Genomic DNA, 18,664 nt, shown 5'->3' on the forward strand with positions numbered 1-18,664 from the left:
TTTTCCGAGCGCTCAGCGCCCTTGGAGCAACAGGGAGAGGTCTGCTGTCAGGCGTTCAGGTGTCTCTCCGTAGCGTACGAACAAACGCGCGCGACCCTTGGTGTCGAAGACGTAGAGTGCTGCGGTGTGATCGACGGTGTAACGCCCACTGGCAATGTCGCCGCGCTTCTCGAAGAAAACATTGAAAGCCTTGGTCACGGCGCGCGTCTGCGCTTCATCACCGCGCAGCGCCACAAAAGCGGGATTGAATGCCGCCGCGTACTTGCCCACCAGCTCGGACGTATCACGCTCCGGATCCACGGTGACGAACACGGTCTGCACACGCTTGCCGTCCTCGCCGAGGCGCTGGGTCACGTCAGCCATCAACGCCATACTGGTCGGGCAGGCGTCCGGGCATTGCGTGTAACCGAAGAACACGACAACGACCTTGCCCGCGAAATCGGCCATGCTGCGCGGCTTGCCACTGGCGTCGGGCAGATTGAGCGCCTTGCCGTAGTCCTGCCCGGTTATGTCGGTACTGTTGAACTGCAGCGGCTTGTTGTCGCACGCACTTAGCACAAGCGTCACACCGACGAGCAAGGCGGCAAGGCTGGCTCTCATTTCAGGTAGTGATCGACCAGCAGGGCCGCGAAAATCAGCGAGAGATACAGGATGGAGAAACGGAACGTGCGCTTCGCCAGTTCGTCGCTGTATTCGCGCAGCAGGCGCCAGGCATAGGCGATGAACACGGCGTTCAGCAGGATGGCGCTGGCGAGGTAGATCCAGCCCGACATCTGCGTTACGAAAGGCAACAACGTGACCGCAGTGAGGATGAAGGTATAGAGCAGCACCTGGAGGCGCGTGAACTCGGCACCGTGCGTAACGGGCAGCATGGGCAGGCCAGCGGCGGCATATTCCTTGGTGCGATAAAGCGCCAGCGCCCAGAAATGCGGCGGGGTCCAGGCGAAGATGATCAGGAACAGCAAACAGGCATCCGCCGACACATCGCCAGTGATGGCCGCCCAACCCAGCACGGGCGGCATGGCGCCCGATGCGCCACCAATGACAATGTTCTGTGGCGTGTAGGGCTTGAGCAGCAGGGTATAGATGACGGCGTAACCGACAAAGGTCGCCAGGGTCAGCCACATGGTGAGCGGGTTGACTGCGTGGTACAGCACCGACAACCCCGCCCCGCCCAGCACGGCAGAGAACAGCAGGGTCTCGGCTGTCGACAGCTCGCCGCGCGGCAGGGGGCGTGCGCGCGTGCGCGCCATTTTGGCGTCGATCTGCTGTTCAATGAGACAGTTGATCGCGGCCGCAGCGCCAGCGACGAAAGCGATACCCAACGTAGCCGCCAGCACAAGACCCGCAGGCGGCAGCCCCGTCGGCACAGCGAGGAACATGCCGATGATCGCGCAGAAAACGATCAGCGTATTGACGCGCAGCTTGGTCAGCGCGAGATAGGCGCGCAGACGCTGCACAGGTTGCTCAAGCAGCGAGCCGTTCATTCCAGATCCTTTCCATGTGCGCTCCGGCACGCACCCCGCGCAAGCGGAAATTGATCCCCACCAGCAGCATGACCAGCAGTGCGGCAACCGCGTTGTGGGCCACCGCTATCGCCAGCGGCAGGCTGAACACCACATTGGAGATACCCAGCGAAATCTGCAGGAGCACCGCGAATGCCAGCCCGAGCGCCAGACCACGCAGCTCTTCATAGCGCATCAGCCGCCATGCGAACATCAGCAGATAGGCACCAACGATGATGGCGCCCACACGATGCGCCCAGTGGATGGCGGTCATCGCCGCCGCCGGCAGGATTTCTCCCTCGGCCGTGCGGCCCAGCTCGCGGAACACGTGGAACGCATTCTCGAAATCCATGCCAGGTAGCCAGCTGTTCTGACAGGTCGGGAAGTCCGGGCACGCCAGCGCAGCATAGTTCGTCGAGACCCAGCCACCCAGCGCGATCTGCAACACCAGCAGCAACAAGGCACCACGCGCAAGGAGTGACAGGCTGAAACCGGCCGCGTGGCGTGCCACGCCCGACTCACGCATCCAGATCCAGGTCAGCGTGCCCAGCACAGCGAGCCCCCCCAGCAAGTGCAGGGTCACGATGGCAGGCTTGAGCAGCAAAGTCACGGTCCACATGCCCAGCATGCCCTGAAAGATCACAATGCCAACCAGCAGCAGCGGGGCCGCCGCCGTCACACCTTCGCGACGCCAGCGACGCAGCGACAACCAGGCCACGATGAGGATCAGCAGACCGAGGAAACTCGCCAGATAGCGATGGACCATCTCCTTCCAGGCCTTGGGCATGGACACCGGGCCATCCGTATCTGCCGCGTGCGCAGCCAGGATCTTCTCCTTGGCGTGATGCGGCGACAGGTGACCATAGCAACCGGGCCAGTCGGGACAGCCGAGCCCGGCGTCGCTGAGGCGGACGTAAGCGCCAAGGACGACGACAAACAAGGCCAGCAATAGAGAGAAGAATGCGAGTTTGCGAATCATGTGTTGGGTTCAACCCGGTCAGACGGCCCAGCCGGGGAGCGGCTCAGCGCGTGTATTTCAGCAGTTTCTGCAGGTCCTTCACGATGCCCTTGGCTTCCGGCGCTGCGGCGTAACGCATCATCAGGAAACCACGCGGATCGACCAGCACGATGCGATCCGCCGGCCCGAGGGCAGCGGCGAGTGTGGCATCCCGTACCACCAGCAGATCCGGGTGGTCGGCCAGCAACGCGGCCTCAGGCGTGGCATCACCCTCTGCCACCCACAACCTCTGCACGCGGTCCATTTCCTTGGCTTGCAACGTACGCACCTGGCGCATGTAGTAGAGCATCTGCCGGCAAGGTTCGGCACAGCGCGCCTCGGCACGCAGAGCCATCACCCATTTACCGCGCAGCTTGTCTGCCAGCACGCCCGATCCGGGCAATTTTACCGTGTCCAGCGCAAGAGCCTGTGGCGGATTGATCAGTTCACCACTGACCGCCACTTTGTCGGAGCGCACGAAATAGAACATCACGAGGGCAGCAACCACGGGCGCGGCGCTGACGGCCAGCAAAAGCAGCAAGGTTCGGCGTCCCTTCGCGCGCTGAGCAAGATCGATCGTGCTGGCGGCGGCAGTGGCCGCATCGGAAGACTGCCGGGAAGGCTGATTCATCGGTTTGATCTCGGACGTCGCCAGGCAAACCAGCCTGACAGACCTGCAGACAGGCAGGCAAAGGCGAACCACTGCAAGGCATAGGCCTGGTGCTTGTAGGCTTCGTTTTCGTGGCGCGGCCAGTCACGCACAAGACCGTCGGCCGCATCGCTTTCTTGCTGGATCACGTAGGGCGCCACAGGCTTGCCCAGTCGCCCGGCAAACAGACCCGGATCGGCGCGCTGCCAGATCTTGCCGGGATCGCGCCCGTCATCGAGGCGAAAGCTCGTCAGGTCCGGTTCGCGTACCCGCCCGATCAGGGTTACAAGACCATCCGGTTGCGCCACATCGGGTAGCTGCGTGCGCTGCGCGCCCGCCTTGACCCAACCACGATTGACCATCACCAACCCACCGGCATTGTCGAGCTGCAGCAAGGAAAGCACCTCGTAACCGGGCTGATGCTGGTAGCTGCGGTTGTCGAGGAACACGGTCTGGCCACTGACCCAGCTGCCACGCAATTGCACTCGCTGCCAGGTCGCCAGGGAAGCAGCATTCTCGGCCGCACGGACTGCCTCGTTGGCCGTTATGCGCGCATGCAGTTCGCGCTTGAAGGCCGCGCGATCAAGCTGCCACATGCCCAACCGCACACAGACCAATGCCAGCAATACACCGGCCACCAAAGGCATCCAGCGCCGCACGTTCACAGCGGAGCCCATGTCGCCTCAGCGTAGAATGCGCTGCATTTCACCATCGGGAGTCGTCAATGCGCTGGGTAGTCATCGCCATGCTGATCGCCATCGCCGTCACGCTGGGCACCGGCATGGTCGCCCTTGTGAAAGACAAGAGCAACAGTGACCGCACCGTGCGCGCCTTGACCTGGCGCATCGGGCTGTCCCTGTTGCTCTTTTGCCTGATCCTGTTGATCTACAGGATGGGTTGGGTATCAGGACACCTGTTTCACTGATCCATCTGTTACAGCACGTAGACGACGATGAACAGCAGCAGCCAGACATAGTCGACAAAGTGCCAGTACCATGCCGCAGCCTCGAAGGCGAAGTGGCGCTCAGTGCTGAAGTGGCCAGCCAGCGAGCGGAACAGCACCACAGTCAGCATGATCGCGCCGATCGTGACATGCAGGCCGTGGAAGCCGGTCATCATGAAGAAGGTCGAGCCGTAGATACCGGTCGAGAGCTTCAGGCCCTCGTGGTAAGCATGCATGTACTCCTGCACCTGGCATCCCAGAAAGACCACGCCCAGCGCAATGGTGAGGAACAGGAACAGGTTGAACTGCTTGCGATCACCATTGCGGATCGCCCAGTGTGCCCAGGTAAGGGTAGCGGCCGACGCCAGCAGCAGCGCCGTGTTGATGGCAGGCAACCAGTCGATGCTCATCGCACCGAGGAACAAGCCAACAAGTGCCACGGTCAGCACGAGCACCAGTTGCAGCTGCCCGCGCTTGCCATGCTCCAGCGGCCTGTGGGCATAGGTTACTGCCGCACCTGCGGCGATCATCAGCGCGAGGCCCAGTGCGGCCTTGCCGGTCCAGGTCATGTGGAAAGGCAGTTCGATCAGCGGGCCAGCCGTCGGCCACGCCGGCTTGAAGTTCGGCCAGAACACCTGACCCATTTCGCTGCCCAGATCCGGAACGATGACGCCACGCACGAAGAACAGCGCGCCGAAGAAAGCCGCGAAGAACATCACCTCGGAGAAGATGAACCAGCCCATGCTCCAGCGGAAGGCCTTGTCGACCTGCGCGCCGTACTTGCCCGTCTCGGACTCCCGGGCAACCGCGCCGAACCAGCCGAACAGCATGTAGATCAGCACGGCAAAGCCGGCGGCCACAAGGTACGGCCCCGATTCGAGATGGTTCACCCAGAACGCCGCGCCCGATCCCAGCAGCAACAGCGCCAGCGAACCGATCAGCGGGTAAAGGGAGGGTTCCGGAACGAAGTACTTCTCCAGGGTATGGCTGCTCATGCTGGCCTTCTCCAATTTATTGCCTGTCTCTTCAGTCCCCGGGCGACTCAACCCGCCTGGGACACCACAAATCTGGCGAACATCACCATCGACACGACGAAAATCACGCCGCCAATGATGCCCGCAACAATCAGGTGGGCCGGCTTGAACTGCGCCGCATCCCGTTCGTAATCACGCCGCTTGCGGATGCCGATGAAGGCACCGAACACCGCACTCACAGTCGCCAGAAAACCCGGACTCCGCTGCTCATCCACCATGCCACACCTCAGCCCTGCGTCCCGGGCACCTCGAAGAAGGTGTAGGACAGCGTCACAACGGTGACATCGGCCGGGAGTCCCGCATCCAGCGTGAACACGACCGGCATTACCCGCTTCTCACGCGGCCCCAGCGTCTGCTTCGAAAAACAGAAGCACTCCAGCTTCTTCACGAAAGTCCCTGCCAATGCCGGTGTATAGCTCGGTACAGCCTGCCCGGTCACGGCACGATCCAGCGTGTTTTCCACTTCGTAGTCCACCCGCACCATCTGGCCCGGATGCACCGTAATACTTGTCTGCAAGGGTTTGAATCGCCACGCCAGCGCCTGAACGTTCGAATCGAACTGCAACATCACCGAGCGCGAGGTATCCACCTGCGTATTGACGACATCACGATCCGGCTTGAGCAGATTGTTCAGCCCCGTGACTTCACAGATCTGTTCATAGAACGGCACCAGCGCAAAACCAAACCCGAACATCACGCACGCGGCAATCGCCAGCTTGATTGCCAGCCTGCGGTTATCGCTGATCATCGTCCGAACAACCAGGTCTTGACGATGAAACCAGCAAAAAAGGCCGCAGCGATGGACGCCAGGATCAACAGCATCCGCAGGTTGCGGCCCTTTTGTGAATTACTCATGTGCTGCGTTCAACCACTGATCAGTGACCGTGACCTGCCGGGGCCTCGAACTTGGGCGGCACTTCAAAGGTGTGGAAGGGTGCTGGCGACGGCACGGTCCACTCCAGGCCTTCTGCGCCATCCCAAGGCTTGTCTGCGGCCTTCGGGCCGCCACGGTAGGTCTTCAGCACGATGTACAGGAAGAAGACTTGCGACAGACCAAAGCCGAATGCACCGATCGTGGCGATCTGGTTGAAGTCAGTGAAGAACTGGTTGTAGTCCGGGATACGACGCGGCATGCCGGCCAGGCCCAGGAAGTGCATCGGGAAGAAAGTGATGTTGAACGAGATCATCGAGAACCAGAAGTGACGCTTGCCAAGCTTCTCGTCGTACATGTGACCCGTCCACTTCGGCAGCCAGTAGTAGGTGCCGGCGAACAGTGCGAACAAGGAGCCCGCCACCAGCACGTAGTGGAAGTGCGCCACCACGAAGTAGGTGTCCTGGTACTGGATATCCACTGGCGCGATGGCAAGCATCAGGCCCGTGAAGCCGCCCATGGTGAACACGAAGACGAAGCCCACCGCGAACAGCATCGGGGTTTCGAAGGTCATCGAGCCCTTCCACATCGTGGCGATCCAGTTGAACACCTTCACACCTGTCGGCACGGCGATCAGCATGGTCATGTACATGAAGCTCAGCTGCGCCACCGCCGGCATGCCGGTCGTGAACATGTGGTGCGCCCACACGACGAAGGACAGGATGGCGATCGACGCCGTGGCGTACACCATCGATGCATAGCCGAACAGCGGCTTGCGCGCGAAGGCCGGGATGATCTGCGACACGATACCGAATGCCGGCAGGATCATGATGTAGACCTCAGGGTGACCGAAGAACCAGAACACGTGCTGGTACAGCACGGGATCACCACCACCGGCGGCGTTGAAGAAAGTCGTGCCGAAGTGACGGTCGGTCAGAAGCATCGTCACGGCGCCGGCCAGCACGGGCATCACGGCGATCAGCAGGTAGGCTGTGATCAGCCAGGTCCAGGCGAACATCGGCATTTTCATCAACGTCATGCCGGGGGCGCGCATGTTGAGGATGGTCACAACGATGTTGATCGCACCCATGATCGATGAGGCGCCCATGATGTGCACCGCGAAGATCGCCATGTCCATGCCCATGCCCATCTGCAGCGACAGGGGCGCGTACAGCGTCCAGCCTGCAGCCGAAGCGCCACCGGGGACGAAGAACGAGCCCACCAGCAGGATGGCTGCCGGCGGCAACAACCAGAAAGACCAGTTGTTCATGCGGGCGAAGGCCATGTCCGGCGCACCGATCATCAGCGGCAACATCCAGTTCGCGAAACCCACGAAGGCCGGCATGATCGCGCCGAACACCATCACGAGGCCGTGCATGGTGGTGAGTTGGTTGAAGAACTCGGGGTGAACGATCTGCAGACCGGGCTGGAAGAGCTCGGCGCGGATCGTCAGCGCCATCACACCCCCCGACAGGAACATGATGAAGCTGAAAATGAGGTACAGCGTCCCGATGTCCTTATGGTTGGTCGCTGTCATCCAGCGGCGCCAGCCCGTGGGCATGTGGTGATCGTGGTCGTGATCGTGGTGATCGTGTCCGTGGGCGTCAGAAGTGACTGCACTCATGTACGGCTCCTGTGAATCCTGTGTGTTGATGTCTGTTCGTGATGTCCGGAATCAGCTCGCGGCCGCAACGGCTGGCGCTGCGGCGGGCTTCATCTTTCCGGCCACCCAGGCGGCGTAGGCTTCCGGCGAGACGACGTGCACAACGATGGGCATGAAGCCGTGATCCTTGCCGCAAAGCTCGACGCAGTTGCCACGATAGACGCCTTCCTTTTCGGCACGGAACCAGGTGTCGCGCACGACGCCAGGGATGGCATCCTGCTTGACGCCAAAGGCCGGGACCCACCAGGCGTGAATCACGTCCTGCGCGGTCAGGAGAACGCGCACCTTCTTGCCAACCGGGACATAGACCGGGTTATCAACTTCCAGCAGGTAGTTGTCACCCTTCCATTCGCCACGGTCGATCTGGGCACGCGGCGTGGACAGCGTCGAATAGAAGCTGATGCCCTGACCTTCGCCCTGCACGTAGTCGTAGCTCCACTTCCACTGATAGCCGGTGGCCTTGATCGTGATATCAGGCGCCGAAGTATCCTTCTGGGCCAGCACCAGCTTGGTGGCCGGCCAGGCCATGACCACCAGGATAATGACCGGAATGATCGTCCAGGCAATTTCGACAGCGGTGCTTTCATGGAAAGTCGCGGCCACGGCCCCCTTGGATTTGCGGTGAGCCCAGATGGAATAGAACATCACGCCGAACACCGCGACAAAGATCGCCACACAGATCCAGAACATGGACATGTGGAGACCCAGGATGTCATCCGCCACCTTCGTGACAGGGGTCTGGAAGTTGTACTGGCTGTCGAGGGCGAGGGCTGGGGCCACCGCCAGAAGCCCTGCCAATACGGCGGGAACTGCGCGCACTGCTGCTTTTTTCATGTCTTGAACACCCTGGTCGCGCCCCCGTCGGAGCTGCGAGATGAACAGTCCTGTAATTTCTCTCGCCACGCTTGGCACTATCGCCAGCGTGGTTTTGACGAGGGCGGATTTTCGCACAGCAGCGAAAAATGCGGCAAAAAAATTGACGCACATCAACAATATCCACTGTTGGCGTCAATCGAGGCGAGGCTTGCCGATAGCTTGTGCAGGGAGGCCGGCCGCAACCGGACGGGCCGATACGTCAGAGGTTGCAGAACGTCAGTTCGAACTCGATGTCGGAATCCACGACCTGCGGACGCGCAGTGAACTCCGGGAGAACGAAGCGGATATTGAACGCGTATTTGTTGGCGCTGATTTCCGGCACGCAGGATTTGTCCCGTGGCAGCCGGACGCGGACCATCTGTGCGACGCGATTTCCCATCATCAGCTGATAGCCGCCTCGGCGCGCGACTTGCATCTCGGGGCGCCCGCTCTCACGCAACAGACGCAGCACGATGCTCAGTCCATCGCGGATGGGGAACATCGGCGAAAGCCAGTTGCGGATATCAGTGCGGCGACGATCCGAATCGCGGTTCAGCCAGTGGTGATAGGACGGCAGGTCGAACTCGCAGACCCCCCCGGGAATCGCCGCACGCGAGCGCACCGCCATCAACCATTCGCTCTCGCGCACGTAGTGCCCGATCTTGCCGGTCATCGCAAGCAAGGACATGCTGGCTTGTTCGATCTCGTAGAGTGCGCCCGACAGCGCCTCTTCGGAGATCTGGGGGTTGTCGCGGAACGCATGCAGGGTCTGGCGCTGGCGCTCGAGTTCCTGCACGAGGTCGACCTTCAGGTCGGCACGCCCGGCCACTTCGAGTATCTCGAACAGCGCCATCAAGGCAGCGTGATGCTCGTAGCCTGTATCCGCCGTGGCGAAGTGCAGCGCCTTGTCGAACAGAGCTTCCAGACGCAGCAAAGTCCGGATACGCTCGTTCAGCGGATATTCGTAAGTAATCACTGCATGCCGGCGTGGAAGCGTGTTTTAGTGTCAGGGCCGGTTCGTTCAGACCCTGTCTGGCAGGAAACGCTGGTGCAGCGCATCTACCTGTGCCCGCAAACTATCAAAATCCCCAGCGTTGTCAATGATTTCGTGTGCTGCGGCGCGGCGCTGAGCACGGCTTGCCTGACTATCCATGATGGCGCGCACTTGCGCCTCACTTAGACCGCTGCGCTGCATGACACGTGCGCGCTGCAGATCCTCCGGGCAATCCACGACCACGATGCGCTCACAGCGCCCGATCCAGCCGCCCGTTTCGACCAGCAAAGGCACGACCAGCAAGACATAAGGGCCTGTTGCCGCAGCGATTTCGCGCTCGCATTGCTGGCGGATGAGGGGGTGGAGAATGCCTTCAAGCTGCTGCCGGACTGTCGCATCGGCGAACGCACGCTCACGCATGGCGGCGCGGTCCAGCGCACCTTCCGACGTGATCGCCCAGTCTCCAAAAGCCGCCCGCAGGGGCTCGATTGCAGCACCGCCCGGCGCAGTCAGCGCACGAGCGATGACATCTGCATCCACCAGCGTTGCCCCCAGCTCGGCGAAGCAATCCGCTGCAGCACTCTTGCCACTGCCGATGCCGCCAGTCAGGCCGATGACCCTGGGCCCTGGGTGTGCCGATGTATCAGCGCCCACAACTCAGCCCGCGCAGGCCTCGCGCTGTGCCGCCTTGACCTCGGCAGCCGCCTCGCCCGTTGCGCGCTCGACCAGCTCGCCGCTGCCCGAGATTTCGACCCGCGCACCGTTGGGATTAATGCGTGCGGACACCTTGGCGCCCTTCACGCCACGCTTCTGCAGGGTCTCCAGCTGGCGCTCGGCCAGCGACTCGGCCTTGAACAGCCCCAGCGAAATGGCGAAGCGGTTCTCACCCACTTCCTGGACGATGAAAAAGTCTTCAAGCCCGATTTCCTTGAGCTCGGCCGCGCGGCGCTCAGCGCCATCCTTGCCCCCCTGCGGCGGAATATTCACCCAGAACGAAGAAGGCTTGGGCGCCTCCTCGCGGACGCTCAGCCCGCTACCGACCTTGCGTACACGCTGGGCGAACGTCTGCGCCTGCGCCACCGTCATGTGCCCGAACGCCACACAAGCGACACCGCCGGGCGCACTGGCTGCCAAGGGAGCTGCAGCAGGCTGCGGTGCCGATGCAGCCACCGACGCAGCAGGCGCCGAAACTTCGACGGCGGGTGTGGAGGCTTCCGGCTGACTCGCGCTACTGGCTTCGGCAGAGGCAACGGCAACAGGGGGCGGCGCATCAGGCAGCGGGTCGGACTGTGCGTGCAACACCTTGAGACGCTCCGGTGCGAGTTGGTTGAGCATGCGCTCTGGCTCGGTCGTTCCCATGAACAGCGGGTCACGGCCCAGCAAAGGCAGGGCCGCAATGGCCAGACAGGCCAGGTTGAACGCCAGCAGGACGCCAAGCAGTAAGCGAAATCCGATCATGGGGCGGGATTATCCTTTGCGGCGCGCAGAGTTCCAAGCCCGCAGCGGCTCCGGAAAGGGCGTTCCGCCGAGCGGAGGCTCTGCCATGAAGGGCTTTTGCTGCGAGAATGCGACCTCCGCTCCTTTTCACGAAAGCCGCCCATGCTGAAGCGCCTTGCCCTCGCCTACCTTCCTGTCGTCGCTGCCGGAGCCGTGCAGGCCCAGACAGCGCCTCAAGGAGAAACGAACGGCGTGCGTACGGTACCCAAGTGGGAGCTCGGTCTCGGTGGCTTCTTCTATACCCTGCCCGATTATCGCGGCGCCGATCACCAGAGCAGCGGCATCCTGCCCTTCCCCTACTTCTATTACCGTGGCGACATCATCAAGGCCGACCGTGGTGGGGTGCGTGGGGAGCTCTACGCCAGCGACCGCCTCGATCTCGAGCTCAGCTTCAGCGGCAATGTCCCGGTTAACAGCGACAAGAACGAGGCCCGTCGAGGCATGCCCGACCTCGATCCGGCACTGGAAGTCGGTCCGCAAGGCATCGTGCGTATTTTCGGTCGCCCCACCGACACCAACCGCCTCGATATCCGCCTGCCTGTGCGACAGGTCATCGGCATGGAATTCGGTGGTGTGAATAGCAACTTCCGCAGTCGCGGTCAGGTCTTTACCTCCGCCCTCAACTTCTCGCACACGCCACGTAAAGGCTGGAACTTCGGCGCTCAGGCCGGCCTGTACTTCGCGACCAAGACATATCATCAGTACCTGTATGGCGTCGACCAGCAGTACGCCACGGCCAATCGCCCTGCCTATGAAGCCAGAGGCGGCTACGGAGGCTGGCAGCTCACGACGGCCATCTCACGTCGCTTCGACAAGCTATGGGTGGGTGCTTACGTGCGCGGCAGCTCGGTCAACGGCGCCACCTTTGACGACAGCCCTCTGGTCCGCCGCAAATACAACTACTCGGCCGGCTTCGGCATTGCGTGGGTATTCAAGGAATCTGCAGAGCGCGTCGTAGCCCGCGACGAAGAGCAGTAAGCACTCAGCCCACTGCGCGCAGCAGCCCTTCCAGCACCAGATCCGGCGTCTCGATCACAGGCGCCGAGATCTGCGGCCGCAGCAAAGGCGCCGCGCCTCCCGCGAGCAGGACGGCCGATCCAGCCGGCAACTGGCTACGCATGCGTTCGATGGCGCCCAGCTGCGCATTCAGGCAGCCACTGTAGATTGCGTCCTGCGTGCGGTCCGGCTTGGGCTGCCAGCTCCCCTCAGCCAACGGCAGACGCGCCGTGCCCTCGGCCAGCGCGCGACGCATCATGTCGAAGCCGGGCAAGATGCAACCACCCGCAAAACATCCACCGCCTTGTGCATCCGCTTCGATGAGGTCGATGGTCGTCGCCGTCCCGGCGCTCACCACCAGGCAAGGCCCCTGCACCCTGCTCCAGGCCGCCAATGCCGCCGCCCAGCGATCCACGCCCAGCTGTGAAGGATCAGCATAAGCATTGCGCACGCCGCATGCCGCTGACGAAGAGCGAAACCAGTCCAGCGACACGCCGTGCTGGCTGCATTGCTCATCCAGTGCTGCATTCACAGCGGGTGACGCGACGCTGGCCGCAAGCGCGCCGCGCAAGCTCACGCCAGTCGGCAAATCCAGCGCCAATGCATCGCCAGTCGTAACGCGGTGGAACAACCAACGCTGTCCGTCATGGGCAGCGTACTTGATACGCGTATTGCCAGCGTCGATAAACAGATGCATGAGTCTTGACTCAGGTCGCGCGCAGGCTGACCTCGCCTCCGAAGACATGCATCTCGCCTTCCGGTGTGTCCACCGTCAGGCGCCCCAGCGCGTCGACAGCGCCGCAGCGCCCATAGCGCTTCAAGCCATGCTGCTCGACTGAGACATCCGCTCCCAGCAAGGCGTGGTACGACATCCAGCCATCGACAAATGCCACAAAGCCGTGGCTGCTGAACTGCGTCAGCACCTCCAACAGGGCTTCCAGGATGGCCGCCAGCACTGCTTCACGATCTGGCGCCTGCTGCGACAACTCGTCCAGCGCTGCAAAGGGTTGCGCAATCTGCTCGACCCACTCAGGTTGTGCGCGCAGGTTGAGACCGATACCGATAACGGTGGCCCACTCACCGCGCGCGCCCTGCGCCACTTCGACCAGAACACCGCCCAGCTTGCGACCGTTCAACCAGATGTCATTCGGCCACTTGAGCGCCAAGCCAGTCGCACCGAGCTTGCCGAGACCGCGCACGATTGCGAGGCCAACAGCCAGACTCAAGCCTTCAAGACGCTGCGCTGCCGGAAAACGCCAGAGCAGCGAGAAACTCAGGCTGCTGCCCGGCGCCGACACCCAGGTGCGCCCACGTCGACCACGACCCGCCGTCTGCGCATCGGCAACAAGCACGGTGCCGCTGCCCGAGCCACGCTGGGCACGTTCGAGCAGACGGGTATTGGTGGAGTCGCAAACAGCAACATGATCGACGTCGAAGCGCCCCGCACTGGCGCCGAGGAGATCGCGCAAGCGAACAAAGTCGAGAGAGGAATCAGCCACGGTGGTCATGGCGTGACTATAGCCGCTGCGCACCGCCTGCAAAGCCCCGCTGGGCGGAGCTTGCAGAAAATCACCTTTGTGCGGGCACGGCGGGGGGCGCGTTATTCAGCCTCGTCCTTGCCGCCGTCGATGCCCAGTTCCTGGATCTTGCGGGTAATGGTGTTGCGCCCGATACCCAGCAGCTGTGCAGCCTCAACGCGTCGCCCGCCAGTGGAAGCCAGCGCACGCAGGATCAGCGCACGCTCGAAATCGCGGTTGAGCAAGTCATACACATCGCCCGGCGACTGCGCGAGCAAGCGATCCGCTTCGGCGTTGAGCGCCGCCAGCCAGTCACCCGACAAGGCCACCGGCGTGCTGGCCGGCGTCGAGTCGCGCACTTCGGACGGCAGGTCGGCCACATCCACCATCTGCCCCGGCGCCATCACGGTCAGCCAGTGGCAAAGGTTTTCAAGCTGGCGCACGTTGCCCGGAAAGTCCAGCGTCTGGATATGGCGCACGGCCGCTTCGGTGAGACGCTTGGCCTCCACCCCCAGTTGCTGCGAACTCTGCACCAGGAAGTGACGCGTCAGGATGGGGATGTCTTCGCGACGCTCCCGCAGCGGTGGCAAGCGCAGGCGAATGACGTTGAGGCGGTGGAACAGATCCTCCCGGAACTGGCCTTCGCGCACGCGCTGGTCAAGGTTCTGGTGGGTCGCAGCAATCACGCGCACATTGGCCTTGACCGGCGTGTGGCCGCCCACGCGATAGAAGTGACCATCAGACAGCACGCGCAGCAGACGCGTCTGCAATTCCGCCGGCATATCGCCAATTTCGTCGAGGAACAGCGTACCGCCCTCCGCCTGCTCGAAGCGGCCGCGACGCTGGCCCGTGGCGCCGGTAAACGACCCGCGCTCGTGACCGAACAGTTCGGACTCCAGGAGGTCGCGCGGAATGGCGGCCGTGTTGATCGCAACGAAGGGGCCTTCCTTGCGCGGACTGTGGCGATGCAACGCGCGGGCAACGAGTTCCTTACCGGTACCGGACTCACCGTTGATAAGCACTGTCGCGTGCGATTGCGACAGGCGGCCGATGGCGCGGAACACCTCCTGCATCGACGGTGCCTGACCAAGGATCTCCGGCACAGCCGTCACAGCCTCGACGGCTTCCGGGTGATGCTGACTCTCTTCCAGCGCACGGCGCAGCAGGTCGATGGCCTGGTCGACGTCAAAAGGCTTGGGCAGATATTCGAATGCACCGCCCTGGAAAGCCGCCACTGCGCTATCGAGGTCGGTGTAGGCAGTCATGATGATGACCGGCAGCTGCGGAAAGCGCTCCTTGATCTTCTGCAGCAGCACCAGCCCCGATTCGCCGGGCATGTGGATATCGGACATCAACACCTGCGGCGGCGTGGCATTCGACTCCAGTTGCGCAAGCGCCTCGGTTGCCGCAGAGAAGCTGCGGAACGGGATCTCCTCGCGTGCGAGCGCCTTTTCGAGCACCCAGCGGATGGAGCGGTCATCGTCAACGATCCAGACAGGATTCATCAGGTTTCCGTAAATGTTTCAGCAATTATTCGGTTGGCCGCGCATGTTACGCGAATTGCATTGCAGTACTTCAATGCCCCGCCGGTTGCGACAGCGGCAGCATGATGGTGAAGCAGGTTCTTCCCGGCACACTCTCCAAGTCAATCGTGCCCTGGTGCTGCTCGACAAAACTTTGCGCAATCGACAAGCCCAGCCCGGACCCTCCTTCGCGACCTGAGACCAGTGGATAAAAAATCTTGTCGCGGATTTCGTCCGGAATGCCGGGGCCGTTGTCCACCACTCGCAATTCCAGTGCCAGCTTGTGACGACGCTTGGCCAAGGTCACCTGACGCGCCGCGCGCGTGCGCAACACCACCTCGCCCTTGCCGTTCATGGCCTGCGCCGCATTGCGAGCGATGTTGAGTACGGATTGAATGAGTTGTTCTCGATCGGCGGTCAGCTGCGGCAGGCTGACGTCATAATCGCGGCGCACCTGCACCTCGGGGAATTCGGCTTGCACGAGGCGCAACACGCGCTCCAGCACATCGTGAATGTTCAGCACGATGGGATGCATCATCCGGTGCGAGTTCAGCAGGCGATTCATCAGATCCTGCAGACGGTCCGCTTCGGCGATGATTACCTGGGTGTACTCGCGCCAGTGCGGATCGTCGAGCTCGCGCTCCAGCAGCTGCGCCGAGCCACGAATGCCGCCCAGAGGATTCTTGATTTCGTGTGCGAGATTGCGCACCAGCTCGCGGTTGGCCTGCTGCTGTTCGATGAGGCGCTCTTCGCGCGCCACACGCAATTGCGCATCGATGGGTCTGAACTCCAGGAGCAAACGCGCTGGCGACAGCTCAACGGGAGTCACCGTGCAATCGAGATGAATGGCCGCCTGGGTCGGGCGCCGGATCATCACGTTCTGGCCGGTATAGCTCCAGTTGTGCGCCAGCGCGCTGTCGAGCGCAGCCTTCAGGCCGGTCGTCTCGCCCAGCAGAGGCAAGAGTGCGCGCCCCATGGCCTGGCGGCTGCCCACAGCGAACAGGTTCTCTGCCGCTGAATTGAAATAGCAGACCGTCAACGAGTTATCGACCATGACGATGGCCGAAGACAACAGCTCCAGGCCCCGGGTCTTCTCCGCGAACGGCGAAGGCTGGGATGAAGGTTTTTCGGGCGTTGTGCTCATATGAAGACTCCATGAGCAAGAAGCGCGCCGGGCAAGTTCGCCCGCTCGCACTTAGCGTTTGGCAAGCTCGGCCTTCAGCTTGTCGATGTTCGACTGATGTTGCTTGACCGTATCGCGCAGCGCGGAGACGCGCTCAAGGTACTTTGCATAGTTGCGCTCGTCACCGCGACGCTCGGCCTCCCCTTCGGCCAAGGCTTTTTCCGCTTCAGCCAGTAGTTTCTGCTCGGAAGCCAGCTCCTGCTCCAGAATCTTGCGGCGGTCGTTGTCGCGCTCGCGTTGCGTGTTGCCATCCACCTTCGGAAAGTTGCCCGGCGGCGAAGACGCAGCTCCGGCGCGCTTCTGCGCCGGCACGGTATTCACAGGCACATCCCGCGTCATGATCGAACAACCCTTCTCGCCCGGTGCCGGTTTCTCGTTCTTGTAAGTCACCCGTTGGTGATCGTCGACACACTTGTAGATGTCCGCCAGCGCCATCGGCGCAACGGAGAGGGATGCCAACAGGACGAGGAGCTTGCTCGATTTCATTCACCACCCGCAAAGGATTGAAGCAACAGGGATTGCGCCGGGGCAGTGTAGGCGTTACCACGCCGTTTCACCAAACCCGCCCGACCAGTGAGGGTAGACAAAAAAAGGACGGGAAGAATCCCGTCCTTTTCTGAACCGACTGCGGAAAACCGCAGATCAGATCGAGTAGTACATGTCGAACTCGACCGGGTGGGTCGTCATGCGGAAGCGTTGCACTTCTTCCATCTTCAGTTCGATGTAAGCAGCGATCATCTCTTCCGAGAACACACCGCCGCGGGTCAGGAACTCGTGATCCTTTTCGAGGTACTCGAGCGCCATTTCCAGGCTGTGACAGACGGTCGGGATCTTTGCATCCTCTTCCGGCGGCAGGTCGTACAGGTTCTTGTCTGCAGGATCGCCGGGGTGGATCTTGTTCTGCACGCCATCCAGACCGGCCATCATCAGTGCCGAGAAGCACAGGTAGGGGTTTGCACCCGGATCCGGGAAACGGGTCTCGATACGACGAGCCTTTTCACCGTGCACGAACGGAATGCGGATCGAAGCCGAACGGTTCTTGGCCGAGTAAGCCAGCTTCACCGGAGCTTCGTAGCCCGGGACCAGACGCTTGTACGAGTTGGTCAGCGGGTTGGTGATGGCGTTCAGCGCACGAGCGTGCTTGATGATGCCGCCGATGTAGTACAGGGCGAAATCGGACATGCCGGCGTAGCCGTTACCTGCGAACAGGTTCTTGCCATCCTTCCAGATCGACTGGTGAACGTGCATACCGGAACCGTTGTCGCCAACGATGGGCTTGGGCATGAACGTAGCCGTCTTGCCGTACTGGTGAGCCACGTTGTGCACAACGTACTTCAGGACCTGGGTCCAATCAGCGCGGCGAACCAGCGTGTTGAACTTGGTGCCGATTTCGTTCTGGCCGGCGGTTGCCACTTCGTGGTGGTGCACTTCGACGGGGATACCGATGGCTTCCAGAGCCAGCACCATGGCGGCACGGATGTCGTTCGACGAATCGACCGGAGGAACGGGGAAGTATCCGCCCTTGACGCCCGGACGGTGGCCCGTGTTGCCACCTTCAAACTTCTCGCCCGACGACCAGGCTGCCTCTTCGGCGAAAATCTTGTGGTATGCGCCCGACATATCCACCTTCCACTCGACGGAGTCGAAGATGAAGAATTCGGGTTCCGGGCCGAAGTAGGCGGTGTCGCCCAAGCCGGAGGACTTCAGATAGGCTTCAGCGCGGTTGGCGATGGAGCGCGGATCGCGGTCGTAACCCTTGCCATCCGACGGTTCGACGACGTCACAGGTCAGAACCAGGGTCGTTTCGTCGAAGAACGGGTCGATGAAGGCCGTGTTCGGGTCCGGCATCAGCTGCATGTCGGAAGCCTGGATGCCCTTCCAGCCGGCGATCGACGAACCGTCGAAAGCGTGACCTTCGGTGAACTTGTCTTCAGAGAACGCACTGATGGGGACGCCGACGTGCTGTTCCTTGCCGCGGGTATCGGTGAAACGGAAATCGACGAACTTGACGTCGTTTTCCTTGACCATCTTGATTACGTCTTGAGGGGTTGCCATGTAAGCACTCCAGAATGAGTAGTTGAGCCGGATGAACGAAAACCTGTTTGATCGCCCTTGCCGCATCAGCAGAAGAACGCGCCAGCTGACCGGAAGCCCTCTGGCGGCGGGTTGTCCGAAGGCTGGAAGCAGTTAACATGCCAACAAGCCGGACAGAACCGGCTTGCACCGTCCCGCAGATCGCCGCGCATTGTGCCACAAGGCCAGCCCCTTCCGGAGGCACGCGCCGGAGCCTCGCGATCCATTCTGGTGCATCAATTTCGTGCAGTGCGCCGATTTTGTGCATTAAATTGGTGCATGCCTGAAAGTGGCGGCCAGCGCGCCTGCGGCGCATACTTCAACCCCCCGGTGCAGCGCTCCGGACCTCGTTCTGCTGCGCAGC

22 protein-coding genes are annotated in these 18,664 nt (G+C 62.0%); 2 read left to right on the plus strand and 20 right to left on the minus strand.

Annotation, left to right across the window (positions count from 1 at the left end):
• Positions 1-12 precede the first annotated feature (12 nt).
• The 5 genes from ABEA02_RS15785 to ABEA02_RS15805 are packed head-to-tail and all read right to left on the minus strand — an operon-like array spanning position 13 to position 3,828.
• Positions 13-600: an SCO family protein gene (locus ABEA02_RS15785; protein ID WP_345534056.1), complete on the minus strand. Its 588-nt coding sequence runs from the start codon at positions 598-600 to the stop codon at positions 13-15.
• Entirely contained in the window at positions 597-1,487 is an 891-nt protein-coding gene (cyoE, locus tag ABEA02_RS15790; RefSeq protein WP_345534057.1) for a heme o synthase, read from the minus strand. Before cyoE ends, ABEA02_RS15785 begins: the two co-directional genes overlap by 4 nt.
• On the minus strand, positions 1,468-2,484 hold the full coding sequence (locus ABEA02_RS15795; RefSeq protein ID WP_345534058.1) for a COX15/CtaA family protein: 1,017 nt from the start codon (positions 2,482-2,484) through the stop codon (positions 1,468-1,470). The genes cyoE and ABEA02_RS15795 overlap by 20 nt, the downstream gene beginning before the upstream one ends.
• A gap of 43 nt (positions 2,485-2,527) precedes the next feature.
• Positions 2,528-3,133 carry a hypothetical protein gene (locus ABEA02_RS15800; RefSeq protein WP_345534059.1) on the minus strand — a complete coding sequence of 202 codons (606 nt, stop codon included), beginning with the start codon at positions 3,131-3,133 and terminating at the stop codon, positions 2,528-2,530.
• A complete protein-coding gene (locus ABEA02_RS15805; RefSeq protein ID WP_345534060.1) occupies positions 3,130-3,828 on the minus strand; it encodes an SURF1 family protein in 699 nt (232 codons plus the stop codon). Before ABEA02_RS15805 ends, ABEA02_RS15800 begins: the two co-directional genes overlap by 4 nt.
• A gap of 47 nt (positions 3,829-3,875) precedes the next feature.
• On the opposite strand from ABEA02_RS15805, the gene ABEA02_RS15810 reads away from it, so the two are divergent.
• Positions 3,876-4,076, plus strand: coding sequence for a twin transmembrane helix small protein (locus ABEA02_RS15810; RefSeq protein WP_345534061.1), 201 nt, complete (start codon positions 3,876-3,878; stop codon positions 4,074-4,076).
• A gap of 8 nt (positions 4,077-4,084) precedes the next feature.
• Here ABEA02_RS15810 and ABEA02_RS15815 read toward each other — a convergent pair whose 3' ends face one another.
• The 9 genes from ABEA02_RS15815 to ABEA02_RS15855 form a co-directional block, all read right to left on the minus strand.
• The gene (locus tag ABEA02_RS15815; RefSeq protein WP_345534062.1) at positions 4,085-5,089 is read right to left on the minus strand and encodes a cytochrome c oxidase subunit 3; all 1,005 of its coding nucleotides are present in this window, start codon (positions 5,087-5,089) and stop codon (positions 4,085-4,087) included.
• Positions 5,090-5,136: 47 nt separating this feature from the next.
• Positions 5,137-5,346, minus strand: coding sequence for a DUF2970 domain-containing protein (locus tag ABEA02_RS15820; RefSeq protein WP_345534063.1), 210 nt, complete (start codon positions 5,344-5,346; stop codon positions 5,137-5,139).
• 8 nt (positions 5,347-5,354) lie between these two features.
• On the minus strand, positions 5,355-5,876 hold the full coding sequence (locus ABEA02_RS15825) for a cytochrome c oxidase assembly protein (RefSeq protein WP_345534064.1): 522 nt from the start codon (positions 5,874-5,876) through the stop codon (positions 5,355-5,357).
• Positions 5,873-5,983 (minus strand): cytochrome oxidase small assembly protein, encoded by a 111-nt coding sequence (locus ABEA02_RS15830; RefSeq protein ID WP_345534065.1) that lies wholly within the window; start codon positions 5,981-5,983, stop codon positions 5,873-5,875. Before ABEA02_RS15830 ends, ABEA02_RS15825 begins: the two co-directional genes overlap by 4 nt.
• Positions 5,984-6,003: 20 nt before the next feature.
• Positions 6,004-7,623, minus strand: coding sequence for a cytochrome c oxidase subunit I (gene ctaD, locus ABEA02_RS15835; RefSeq protein WP_345534066.1), 1,620 nt, complete (start codon positions 7,621-7,623; stop codon positions 6,004-6,006).
• Positions 7,624-7,674: 51 nt separating this feature from the next.
• On the minus strand, positions 7,675-8,496 hold the full coding sequence (gene coxB / locus ABEA02_RS15840) for a cytochrome c oxidase subunit II (protein WP_345534067.1): 822 nt from the start codon (positions 8,494-8,496) through the stop codon (positions 7,675-7,677).
• A 241-nt stretch (positions 8,497-8,737) separates the two neighbouring features.
• Positions 8,738-9,493 carry a cell division protein ZapD gene (gene zapD / locus ABEA02_RS15845; protein WP_345534068.1) on the minus strand — a complete coding sequence of 252 codons (756 nt, stop codon included), beginning with the start codon at positions 9,491-9,493 and terminating at the stop codon, positions 8,738-8,740.
• A 45-nt stretch (positions 9,494-9,538) separates the two neighbouring features.
• A complete protein-coding gene (gene coaE / locus ABEA02_RS15850; RefSeq protein ID WP_345534069.1) occupies positions 9,539-10,165 on the minus strand; it encodes a dephospho-CoA kinase in 627 nt (208 codons plus the stop codon).
• A 3-nt stretch (positions 10,166-10,168) separates the two neighbouring features.
• On the minus strand, positions 10,169-10,969 hold the full coding sequence (locus ABEA02_RS15855; RefSeq protein WP_345534070.1) for an SPOR domain-containing protein: 801 nt from the start codon (positions 10,967-10,969) through the stop codon (positions 10,169-10,171).
• A gap of 141 nt (positions 10,970-11,110) precedes the next feature.
• Between ABEA02_RS15855 and ABEA02_RS15860 the strand changes: the two genes are divergently transcribed.
• Complete coding sequence (locus ABEA02_RS15860; protein ID WP_345534071.1) at positions 11,111-11,986, plus strand: MipA/OmpV family protein; 876 nt, start codon at positions 11,111-11,113, stop codon at positions 11,984-11,986.
• Positions 11,987-11,990: 4 nt separating this feature from the next.
• On the opposite strand, the gene ABEA02_RS15865 is transcribed toward ABEA02_RS15860, so the two are convergent.
• The 6 genes from ABEA02_RS15865 to glnA form a co-directional block, all read right to left on the minus strand.
• Positions 11,991-12,701, minus strand: coding sequence for a type III pantothenate kinase (locus ABEA02_RS15865; protein ID WP_345534072.1), 711 nt, complete (start codon positions 12,699-12,701; stop codon positions 11,991-11,993).
• Between the two features lie 10 nt (positions 12,702-12,711).
• Positions 12,712-13,512 (minus strand): biotin--[acetyl-CoA-carboxylase] ligase, encoded by an 801-nt coding sequence (locus ABEA02_RS15870; protein ID WP_345534073.1) that lies wholly within the window; start codon positions 13,510-13,512, stop codon positions 12,712-12,714.
• A 92-nt stretch (positions 13,513-13,604) separates the two neighbouring features.
• On the minus strand, positions 13,605-15,026 hold the full coding sequence (gene ntrC / locus ABEA02_RS15875) for a nitrogen regulation protein NR(I) (RefSeq protein WP_345534074.1): 1,422 nt from the start codon (positions 15,024-15,026) through the stop codon (positions 13,605-13,607).
• A gap of 70 nt (positions 15,027-15,096) precedes the next feature.
• Positions 15,097-16,188: a nitrogen regulation protein NR(II) gene (gene glnL, locus ABEA02_RS15880; protein ID WP_345534075.1), complete on the minus strand. Its 1,092-nt coding sequence runs from the start codon at positions 16,186-16,188 to the stop codon at positions 15,097-15,099.
• A 51-nt stretch (positions 16,189-16,239) separates the two neighbouring features.
• Entirely contained in the window at positions 16,240-16,713 is a 474-nt protein-coding gene (locus tag ABEA02_RS15885; RefSeq protein ID WP_345534076.1) for a DUF4124 domain-containing protein, read from the minus strand.
• Between the two features lie 156 nt (positions 16,714-16,869).
• The gene (glnA, locus tag ABEA02_RS15890) at positions 16,870-18,282 is read right to left on the minus strand and encodes a type I glutamate--ammonia ligase (RefSeq protein ID WP_345534077.1); all 1,413 of its coding nucleotides are present in this window, start codon (positions 18,280-18,282) and stop codon (positions 16,870-16,872) included.
• Positions 18,283-18,664 lie beyond the last annotated feature (382 nt).

Source organism: Viridibacterium curvum (genome assembly GCF_039544165.1).
GTDB lineage: Bacteria > Pseudomonadota > Gammaproteobacteria > Burkholderiales > Rhodocyclaceae > Viridibacterium > Viridibacterium curvum.